Source organism: Mesorhizobium sp. M7A.F.Ca.CA.002.09.1.1 (genome assembly GCF_003998555.1).
Lineage (GTDB): Bacteria > Pseudomonadota > Alphaproteobacteria > Rhizobiales > Rhizobiaceae > Mesorhizobium > Mesorhizobium ciceri.
This window is the reverse complement of sequence record NZ_RZRR01000706.1, coordinates 1-2,999: the sequence shown is the minus strand read 5'-3', so window position 1 is coordinate 2,999 and position 2,999 is coordinate 1. Positions and strand designations below refer to the sequence as shown.

The 2,999-nt window shown below is 65.4% G+C and carries 3 protein-coding genes; all 3 read left to right on the top strand.

The window, feature by feature from the left end; all coding sequences use genetic code 11:
- Positions 1 to 717, top strand: a 717-nt coding sequence (locus EN994_RS24820) for an FAD-dependent oxidoreductase (RefSeq protein WP_164746149.1), incomplete at its 5' end; no start/stop codon positions are given.
- Positions 718 to 842: 125 nt separating this feature from the next.
- Positions 843 to 2,015, top strand: a complete 1,173-nt coding sequence (locus tag EN994_RS24815; RefSeq protein WP_063168861.1) for an MFS transporter — start codon at positions 843 to 845, stop codon at positions 2,013 to 2,015.
- 86 nt (positions 2,016 to 2,101) lie between these two features.
- Positions 2,102 to 2,999 (top strand): succinylglutamate desuccinylase/aspartoacylase family protein (locus EN994_RS24810; protein ID WP_127307881.1); only part of this gene is annotated, 898 nt, incomplete at its 3' end.

Sequence of the window (2,999 nt, the reverse complement as noted above, 5' to 3'; positions counted from 1 at the left end):
ATCCTCGAAAACGAAGGCATCGCGGTCCATGTCGGCGCCGACGACATTGCCTTCGCCAGACAGGGTGACGACATCGCCGTGACCTTCTCCGCCGGCAAGCCACCGGCGGTCGGCTCGCATGTGCTGCTGGCGCTGGGGCGCACCCCCAACACCGACGATCTCGGCCTGGAAAGGGCCGGCGTCGAGGTCGACAAGCGCGGTTTTGTCACCGTCGACGACCAGCTGCGCACCAGCGTGCCCGGCATCTGGGCGATGGGCGACTGCAACGGCAGGGGCGCCTTCACCCACACCTCCTACAACGACTACGAGATCGTCGCCGCCAATTTGCTCGACAACGATCCGCGGAGGGTCAGCGACCGGATCGAAGCCTATGCGCTCTACATCGACCCGCCGCTTGGCCGCTGCGGCATGACCGAGGCCGCAGTGAAGAAATCCGGCCGTCGCGCGCTGGTCGGCCAGCGGCCGATGACCCGCGTCGGCCGCGCTATCGAAAAGGGCGAGACGCAGGGTTTCATGAAAATCCTGGTCGATGCCGACACCAGGGAGATCCTCGGCTGCTCGGTGCTCGGCCCCGGCGGCGACGAGGCTATCCATTGTGTGCTCGACCTGATGTACGCCAAGGCGCCCGTCGACACGCTGGCGCGTGCCGTGCACATCCATCCCAATGTTTCGGAGTTGCTGCCCACCATTGCCCAGGAGCTGAAGCCGCTGGCGTGACAGCCCGTTGAAGACCCATTTTAAAGCTCTTCCTTTTCTGCATCGCTGCAATGCAGCAATGCAGCTTGCGCACGGTGGCGTGCTTCGCGCAGTCTGGAATTGAACCGATTCAGTCTGGACGCACCATGCCCTTGCCGATCCTTGCGCTTGCCATTGCGTCCTTCTGCATCGGCACCACCGAATTCGTCATCATGGGCTTGCTGCCTGAGGTCGCCGCCGACCTCGGCGTGTCGATCCCCGCGGCGGGCCTGCTGGTTACCGGATATGCGCTGGGCGTCGTCTTCGGCGCCCCGATCGTCGCCATGGCCACTGCGCATTTGCCGCGCAAGCCGGTGCTGGTCGGGCTGGCCGTGCTGTTCGTCGTCGGCAATCTGTTTTGCGCCATCTCGCCCAACTACTGGACGCTGATGGCCGCGCGTGTCTTCACCGCTTTCGGCCACGGCGCCTTCTTCGGCATCGGCTCGGTCGTTGCCGCCAGCCTGGTGCCGCGCAACAAGCGCGCCAGCGCTATCGCGCTGATGTTCGCCGGGCTGACGCTGTCCAACATCCTGGGTGTTCCCGCCGGAACCGCACTTGGCGAAGCGTTCGGCTGGCGCTCCACCTTCGTTGCCGTGGTCGGTATCGGCCTGATCTCGGTGGCAGCGATCGCCTGGTTGGTGCCGTCCGATGTCGCCGAGCCAAGCGGTGGCGGCCTGCGCGGCGAGCTGCGCGTGCTGGGCAAGCTGCAGGTCTGGCTGGCCATGCTGATCGCGGCGCTGACCTCCGCAAGCCTGTTCACCGTCTTCACCTACATCAAACCCTACCTCACCGAGGTATCGGGCTTGTCGACCTCGGCAGTCACGTGGGTTCTGCTGCTGTTCGGCGCGGGCATGACCATCGGCAACATTATCGGCGGCAGACTGGCCGACTGGAAACTGATGCCGACAGTGATCGGCACCCTGCTGCTGATGGCCCTGCTTTTCGTTGGATTCAGGCAGTTCGGCGCAATCGCCAGCGTTGCCATCGGCATCGTCTTCCTGTGGGGCCTGCTCATCTTCGTCGTCGTGCCGCCGTTGCAGATCCGGGTCGTCGAGGCGGCCTCCGAGGGACCGAACCTCGCCGCCACGCTGAACCAGGGCGCCTTCAATATCGGCAATGCCAGCGGCGCCTGGATAGGCGGCGTGGCCCTGTCCGCCGGTGTTTCCTATGCCAATTTGCCGCTGGTCGGCGCAGCACTCGCTGTTTTGGCGGTCACCGCCGCTGTGCTGTCGCAGGCGCTGGACCGGCGCGCGCCGGTCATCCCGCTTCCGGCTGAATAGTCTCTTGCGCCCATAGCGCGGCAGGCTGGACCAATCGACATCGGCGCCTTCAAATCGCATGTCTCTCGCTCCTGATGGAGGAAGTCATGCAGAAATCGATCGAACGCATCGCCGGCGAAAGCGAAGGGGTTTCCTACGAATTCCCGCTGTTCCGCTTCACTGGTTCCGACAAGGCTGCTCCTTCGGCCTATCTGCAGGCGGCACTCCATGCCGGCGAGTTGCCGGGTGTCGTCGCCATCGACGCGCTGATGCCGATGCTCAACAAGGCTGAAGCCGAAGGCCGCATCAAGGGCAATCTCACCATCGTGCCCTGGGCCAATCCGATCGGCCGGGCGCAATATCATTTCGGCGAGCATCAGGGCCGCTTCCATCTCGGCACGCGCACCAATTTCAACCGCGGCTTTCCGCTGCTCGCGGCGCCCGACACAGCGCTCTTGCCCGACACCACCCTTGGCAGCGTCGACCAGCGGCTGAAGACGCGGCTGGTGCAGCTCTCGCTCGGCCACGACATCGTGCTCGACCTGCACTGCGATGACGAGGGCCTCGCCTATCTCTACGTCCACACAAGCCTGTGGCCTGATATGGCCGATTGCGCCGCGGCCATGGGCGTCGACGCGGTCGTGCTGTGGAGCGAAGACACCGACGGCACCTTCGAGGGCGCCTCGATCATGCCCTATCAGAACGTCCCCGCCGATGTGGCCAAGCTCGACCGTCGCGTCGCCACCACCGTCGAATATCGCGGCATCCTCGATGTCGATGGTGCTTTGGCCGCCGCCGACGCCGACGGCCTCTACCGGCTGCTGGTGGCGCGCGGCGTGATCGCCGACAGCGCCCTGCCCGCGCCGGGTCCTTTCACCGGCTTCGTGGCGCCATTGGAAAACATCGACATGATGCCGGCGCCACGGGCCGGTGCCGTGCTCTACGACGTGAAGCCCGGCGACCGCGTCGCCAAGGGCGCGCGCCTCGCCACCATCGTCCATGCAC

Coding starts and splice junctions, on each gene's coding strand:
- EN994_RS24815 (WP_063168861.1), top strand. CDS start 843: ATGCCCTTGCCGATCCTTGCGCTTGCCATTGCGTCCTTCTGCATCGGC.